At 53.4% G+C, this 1,250-nt stretch carries 1 protein-coding gene; it reads right to left on the bottom strand.

The window, feature by feature from the left end:
- Positions 1-82: 82 nt before the first annotated feature.
- Complete coding sequence (gene cysK, locus Q0620_RS01435) at positions 83-1,180, bottom strand: cysteine synthase A (RefSeq protein WP_298782910.1); 1,098 nt, start codon at positions 1,178-1,180, stop codon at positions 83-85.
- Positions 1,181-1,250: the final 70 nt, after the last annotated feature.

The raw sequence follows: 1,250 nt of genomic DNA, 5'->3' as shown, positions 1-1,250 counted from the left end.
ATTTAATCGCGCCAAGCTCCGTGCCCGCGAAAAGCGCGCAAAAATTACCGCACTAATCGCCCCGCTAGCAAAAAATCGCCGCCTATTTGAAAAGCTCGGTAGAAAGATACCTCTCGCCGGTATCGCAGAGGATCGTAACGATCACTTTGCCCTTGTTCTCGGGCTTGGCGGCGATCTGCGCGGCAGCGTAAACATTCGCGCCGCTTGAAATGCCCACGAGCAGGCCCTCTTTTTGCGCCAGCTGTCTAGCCGCGGCGAACGCATCGTCGTTTTCAACGCTCAAAAAGCCGTCGATGATGCTTCTATCAAGATTAGCAGGGATAAAATTTGCGCCGATGCCCTGAATTTTATGCCCGCCTGCGTTACCGCACGTAAGCAGCGGCGAACTAGCGGGCTCCACGCCGTAAGCTTTGAGGTTTGGATTTTTAGATTTTAAAAATTTCGCCGTACCGCTGAGCGTGCCGCCGGTACCAAATCCCGCGACTAAAATATCTACCTTGCCGCCGCTTTGCTCCCAAATTTCAGGTCCAGTGCTTTGAAAATGCGCCTTTGGATTGCTCGGATTATCAAACTGGCTCGGGATAAAGCTATTTGGGGTGCTCGCAGCCAGCTCATTTGCCCTATCTACCGCGCCTTTCATTCCAAATTTCGGGTCGGTCAGCTCGATTTTAGCGCCGAATGCGGCTATGAGCTTTTGGCGCTCGATACTCATCGAGCTTGGCATCGTTAGAATGAGCTTCATACCGAGCTTCGCCGCTATCATCGCAAGCCCTACGCCCGTGTTTCCGCTGGTAGGCTCTATCAAAACGCTATTTTTGTCGATCTTGCCCGAGCTTAGCGCGTCTTTTACGATCTGCCACGCGATGCGATCTTTGACCGAGTGGCTCGGATTTAAAAATTCCGCCTTGGCTAGGATCGTCGCGTTTTTGCCGATACGAACGCCAGTGTTTTCCTCGGCGCGGTAGCTCACGTCCTGCGGGATGTCGCCCACGATGGCGTAGCTGTAAATTTTACCGCCCTCGCCGATATGCGTGTCGCCCACGATCCTAGCGCCTTGTTTTACGAGTACGCCGTCGCCTAACACTGCGTCTTTGCTGACGTAGGCGTAGGCCTCGATCGTTACGTCCTCGCCGATCTTCGTGCCGTCCTCGACGACGGCTTGCGGATGGATATTTCTCATTTTAGCTCGCTTATTTATCTACGATCATAGCTTTTAGCTCGGCTTCGCATGATAGCGTGCCGTCCACGTA

The sequence above is a fragment of the uncultured Campylobacter sp. genome, from assembly GCF_938017615.1.
In the GTDB taxonomy this organism is placed as follows: domain Bacteria; phylum Campylobacterota; class Campylobacteria; order Campylobacterales; family Campylobacteraceae; genus Campylobacter_B.
The sequence above is the reverse complement of the archived record's forward strand: the minus strand, read 5'-3'. Positions and strand labels throughout refer to the sequence as shown.